This window comes from Sulfurihydrogenibium sp. (assembly GCF_027448985.1).
Taxonomy (GTDB): Bacteria; Aquificota; Aquificia; order Aquificales; family Hydrogenothermaceae; genus Sulfurihydrogenibium.
The window spans coordinates 1-4,573 of sequence record NZ_DAIDMN010000090.1 but is presented as its reverse complement, the minus strand read 5'-3'; the positions used below and the strand labels follow the sequence as shown (position 1 = coordinate 4,573).

The window sequence follows — 4,573 nt, the reverse complement described above, 5'->3', positions numbered from 1 at the left end:
CAACAGGATTTTTAGTTATACTTAACTACGAGGAATTAAATAAAAGTTCATGAAACATATATACCTATGTAGGCATGGAGAAAGTGAGTACAACGCAAAAAAAATAGTTCAAGGACATATAGATACAGAGTTAACAGAAAAAGGAAAAAATCAAGCAAAAGCTTTGGGAGAGTTTTTAAAAGACAAAGGCATAAAGAAGATAATATCATCGGATTTAAAAAGGGCTTACCAAACCGCAAAAATAGTAGGAAAAATATTAGGATTAGAAGTTCACAAAGACGAAAGAATTAGAGAGATGCATTTTGGTACTTGGGAAGGACTATCTTACGACTGGATTTATCAAAATGCGAAAGAACATTTTTACAACTGGCTTTCCAATCCGGTTAAACATCCACTCCCAAAACAGGAAGACCCATTTCACTTTGAAAAAAGATTAAAAATATTTTTAGAAGATATAAAAAAATATCCAGATGACAGCATATTAGTCGTAGGACACGGAGGTTCAATACAAGGATTACTGTGTATAGCTATGGGGCTTGGAATAGACTGTCTTTGGAAATTCCGCCACGATAACACCGGATTATCCTTGATAATATCAAACAAATCAAAAGACGAGGTAAAATTCATAAATCTTTCAACCCATGCCGAAAAAGATTTCAGATTGTTATAATAATTTGAATAAGATTGGGAGTTGAGATGAAGACAGAAATATTCTACTCAACAAAAGAGAGCTTAAACTTTGGGTTGAAAGAGATAAAACAGCAATTGGATAACAGTTTTAAAGAATTTGATTTTTTAATTTTTTCCTTCCATCCTAAATACGATTACAACGATGTAATCTATTTTGTAAACAGAATCTTCAAAACAGACAGATGGGTTGGATTTCATGCGATAGACGCTTTTGCAAACGATGTTGTAGTGGAAGGTGTAGTACTACTTGCTATAAAATTTGAAAACAGTGGAAAAATACATACCTTTGAGATAGAGGATATAGAAGAGAAAGATTCATTACAGAAAACGGCAGATTATCTAAACCAAAATAAGGATAAACTTAACATAATAATTGCCGGTTTATGTGAACATAAATTTGGTTTTTTTGTTGAAAATTTAAGTAAACTACTTAACTACACTCCAACAAAAAATATAGTAGGTGGACTATCAAGTGGATATAAAAAAGATGGAGAAATTCTTACATACATATTCACACCAGATAAAGTTATAAAGAACGGCTTTGTAGTTTTATCTTTCGATTCTGTAGAGTTTGAAATAGGAATTTCGTTGGGATTTAAACCTTACGGTATTACATACGAAGTCAAAAATGCACAAGGTTATAAAGTTTTCACAGTTGATGACAACAAAAACTTTTCATACATAATTCAAAGTATTCTAAAAGGAATTGAAAATCCTTCTATAGAATATCTATGGTACTGTCCAATAGTTATCTTAGATGATACGGAAGGATACGTTGCTACGGTAAGAACTCCAAAAGAGTTAGGTAAGGATTATGTAGAGTTTTTTGGACCTGTTAAAACTGGACAAAAATTTAAATTTTCTTTTGGAGAAAAAGATGAACTCCTTTTTGAAGATAGAGAAAGTACACTGAAAGTAAAGAGTAGTATAAAACATCCGGATATTCTGTTTAACTTCTCTTGTATAGCAAGACAGTACGTCTTAGAAGAAGAAGGAATAAAAGAAAACCAAATCTATATAAACACTCTAAACGCTAACCTTTTTGGATTTTTTACATTCGGAGAAATAGGTCCCGATAAATTTTACAAATCACTAAAATTTTACAATGAAACTTCATTACTTCTTGCCATGAGGGAGTTATGAGAGAAAAAATAAAAATAACATTACTAAAAAATCTTCTTGAAGAGGTTACAAAGAAATACGATTACTTTATCTCCCAAAGAGAAAGAGTTTTAGAAGAAACATATAAAATGTCTATAACAGATGAACTTACACAGCTATACAACAGACACTATGCTTTAGAGCAACTTAAAAGAGAGGTAGAGAGAGTAAAAAGAGAAGAAAATCCTTTTACATTGGTGATGTTTGACCTTGACAATTTTAAACCGATAAATGATAAATACGGACATATCAAAGGGGACGAAGTATTAAAAAATGTAGGAAATATACTCAAAAAATCGTTTCGCTCCTATGATTTAGTAGCAAGATTGGGTGGAGATGAGTTTATAGCAATCATTTTTGAGAAAGAAAAATCTGATGTAGAAAAAAGACTACAAAAAATAAGAGAAGAAATTGAGAACATAATCCCACAAGAAAATTTATCAGTTTCCTACGGAATACTTCAAATTCCGGATGACATCAAGGATATATTAGAAAAACTTGAAGAAGATAGTGATTCTATAATAAAAGAAATTCTTAACAAAGTTGATTTTATCATGTATACCAATAAAAAAAAGAGAAAAGGTATGTTATGACACATAAAAAGATTAAATTAATCTCAACTTTACTACTTTTTAATATGGCTTTTGCACAGGAAGATATAAAATCTATCCTTACCCAGTATGAAGAACTGTCTGAGTATCCCTTAGTATAGACATTTATTCCTTTTATAACCATCTATACCTTGGGTTAAGGAACTATGGTTAGCAAAATAAACATTGCTAACCAGTAAGCTCCGTGCCTTACTCCACAGGCACTTATACCTCTTAGTTGTCAGGTTTTCTAAAAACTTTCTCACCTGCCAACTAAGGGCTTGCTTCATGCTGTGTAAATGCACCCTCTCCTCAAAACGTTTGAGAATGTTCCTTGATGCATTCACATCCGCATGAACTCTCTTACCACATAACCTACACTCAAACTCTGATTGACTTTTCCTGTTTTCTCTGTCTATATATCCACAATTACTGCAAGCTTGTGATGAATAAGCAGGGTTTATTTCTATTACCTGTATCCCATACTCTTGTGATATATCGTTTAGTTTGTTCTTTATTTCTTTCCTTCCTATCCTTATAAGTGTCCTTTTTACTGTCTTTGGAAATTGGTTTATAACATTTTGAATAAAATTTTTAAGGTTCTCTACTACTATTATTGATGGATTATATCTTCTAATAAGCTTGTTTATTATCCTTCTTATTTCGTTTTTTACAAATTCTTTTAACTTAAAGCTCAATTTTATATACCTTTTACTTTCCTTTGGTTTTATGCCTTGTCTTTGCAAATTCCTTTGTAATTTATCTATTTTATCCGCATATTCTTTTACTTTATCGTAAAACCTTCTTCCTAATAAATCTCCTTTATCAGTCGCAAATAGATTAGCAAGCCCAAAATCTAAACTTAATACATTATCACCATTGTTCTCTTTAGCATTTATCTCTTTGATTCTTTTCAATTGTATGTTTCCCAAATCGTCTTTTACAAACTGAAAAATACTTGTATCCTTACCATCTTTTAGCTTATAGTATTCCGTTTCTTTAATTGGTATGTAAATAGGTTTATTTTTTATGTTAGTAGATAGCCTAATCCAATACTCAAAATGTTTGGATTTCTTGCTCTTTTGAAACTCCATTATCTTACCATCACCAATTAAAGGTGTATTCTTAAATTCAGGTAATCTATGCGTAGCCAAATATCTATGAAAAAGCTTTTTGATTAATTTCTTATGCTCTTGGTTTACGGATAAAGTAATTACTTGATTATCCTTGCTAACTTCTAATTCATTTGGAGGGTTTAACCATAAACCTCTTCTATTAAGAATATAAAGGATAAGTTTATCGTTGTCATTTAAAGTTGATTTTGTAATCAAACCTACTATGTAATCTTTTGCGTTTTCTAAGAAGGATAGATAGGTAGGATAAACTACATAGGTATAGATGTTGTATTTATACCTTTCTGACAGGATTACTTTACATTCTTTGAGGTTTTCTTTTTGATTTAATATTGTTCTTATTCTAAGAAACTTATGCCAAATGTAATTAAATATTCTTTGAGCGTCTTGTCTATAAAAATAAAAGAGGTTATCTATAATTTTGAGTTTTCCTTTATTAGCAAAGTGTTGGTAAGGTAATGCTCTGTATGTTTTATTCATTTTAGTGGAAATTTGTTAAAAGTTTTGGTATAGTATAACATATTTGTCAATAAAATGTATGACTAGTTGCAAGACCCCCAGTACATAGAAGTAAGACTGTTAGAAAAAGTTTTATCAGATATGTTTGATAGCTCTAAAGTATTCGTATGTCTTTATGACACAAACAAAGCACAAACGATAAAAAAGTACTCAGATAAAATCATAATCACAGACTGTCAGAATGCTCAGATATTTCTAACGGACAAACACATACCTGAAAACTCAAAACCTGTATTTGCCTTAAACGATGAAATTTTGAAAACTTTAAAGAATGCCATCGGAGGACTTTATTGGAAAAAAGGAAGACCACAACTGATATTTTTAGAAGACAGGTTAGATAAGTTTAACATAAAACTTCCTCCGGAATACAAAGGTTTTATGATACAGTCAAAAAATCTAACTTTTGTATTGGTTCAGTACATCGTGAGCATCCATACATAAACATTATATCACATCCCATATGCAATATCTGCTGGAGTT

At 30.7% G+C, this 4,573-nt stretch carries 6 protein-coding genes; 5 read left to right on the top strand and 1 reads right to left on the bottom strand.

The window, feature by feature from the left end; all coding sequences use genetic code 11:
• Nucleotides 1–49: 49 nt before the first annotated feature.
• From NE054_RS07055 to NE054_RS07040, 4 genes are read left to right on the top strand one after another with little or no spacing between them, the layout of a single operon-like run.
• A complete protein-coding gene (locus NE054_RS07055; RefSeq protein WP_297890125.1) occupies nt 50–670 on the top strand; it encodes a histidine phosphatase family protein in 621 nt (206 codons plus the stop codon).
• Nucleotides 671–696: 26 nt separating this feature from the next.
• Nucleotides 697–1,833 (top strand): FIST N-terminal domain-containing protein, encoded by a 1,137-nt coding sequence (locus tag NE054_RS07050; protein ID WP_297890123.1) that lies wholly within the window; start codon nt 697–699, stop codon nt 1,831–1,833.
• A complete protein-coding gene (locus NE054_RS07045) occupies nt 1,830–2,444 on the top strand; it encodes a GGDEF domain-containing protein (protein ID WP_297890121.1) in 615 nt (204 codons plus the stop codon). The genes NE054_RS07050 and NE054_RS07045 overlap by 4 nt, the downstream gene beginning before the upstream one ends.
• The gene (locus NE054_RS07040) at nt 2,441–2,563 is read left to right on the top strand and encodes a hypothetical protein (RefSeq protein ID WP_297890119.1); all 123 of its coding nucleotides are present in this window, start codon (nt 2,441–2,443) and stop codon (nt 2,561–2,563) included. The genes NE054_RS07045 and NE054_RS07040 overlap by 4 nt, the downstream gene beginning before the upstream one ends.
• Here the strand turns inward: NE054_RS07040 and NE054_RS07035 are convergent.
• Nucleotides 2,555–4,054 carry an RNA-guided endonuclease TnpB family protein gene (locus NE054_RS07035; protein WP_297890117.1) on the bottom strand — a complete coding sequence of 500 codons (1,500 nt, stop codon included), beginning with the start codon at nt 4,052–4,054 and terminating at the stop codon, nt 2,555–2,557. The genes NE054_RS07040 and NE054_RS07035 overlap by 9 nt on opposite strands.
• A 66-nt stretch (nt 4,055–4,120) precedes the next feature.
• Here NE054_RS07035 and NE054_RS07030 point away from each other — a divergent pair, with 66 nt between their 5' ends.
• Nucleotides 4,121–4,534 (top strand): hypothetical protein, encoded by a 414-nt coding sequence (locus tag NE054_RS07030; protein WP_297890115.1) that lies wholly within the window; start codon nt 4,121–4,123, stop codon nt 4,532–4,534.
• Nucleotides 4,535–4,573: the final 39 nt, after the last annotated feature.

Coding starts and splice junctions, on each gene's coding strand:
- NE054_RS07045 (WP_297890121.1), top strand. CDS start 1,830: ATGAGAGAAAAAATAAAAATAACATTACTAAAAAATCTTCTTGAAGAG.
- NE054_RS07035 (WP_297890117.1), bottom strand. CDS start 4,054: ATGAATAAAACATACAGAGCATTACCTTACCAACACTTTGCTAATAAA.
- NE054_RS07040 (WP_297890119.1), top strand. CDS start 2,441: ATGACACATAAAAAGATTAAATTAATCTCAACTTTACTACTTTTTAAT.
- NE054_RS07050 (WP_297890123.1), top strand. CDS start 697: ATGAAGACAGAAATATTCTACTCAACAAAAGAGAGCTTAAACTTTGGG.
- NE054_RS07055 (WP_297890125.1), top strand. CDS start 50: ATGAAACATATATACCTATGTAGGCATGGAGAAAGTGAGTACAACGCA.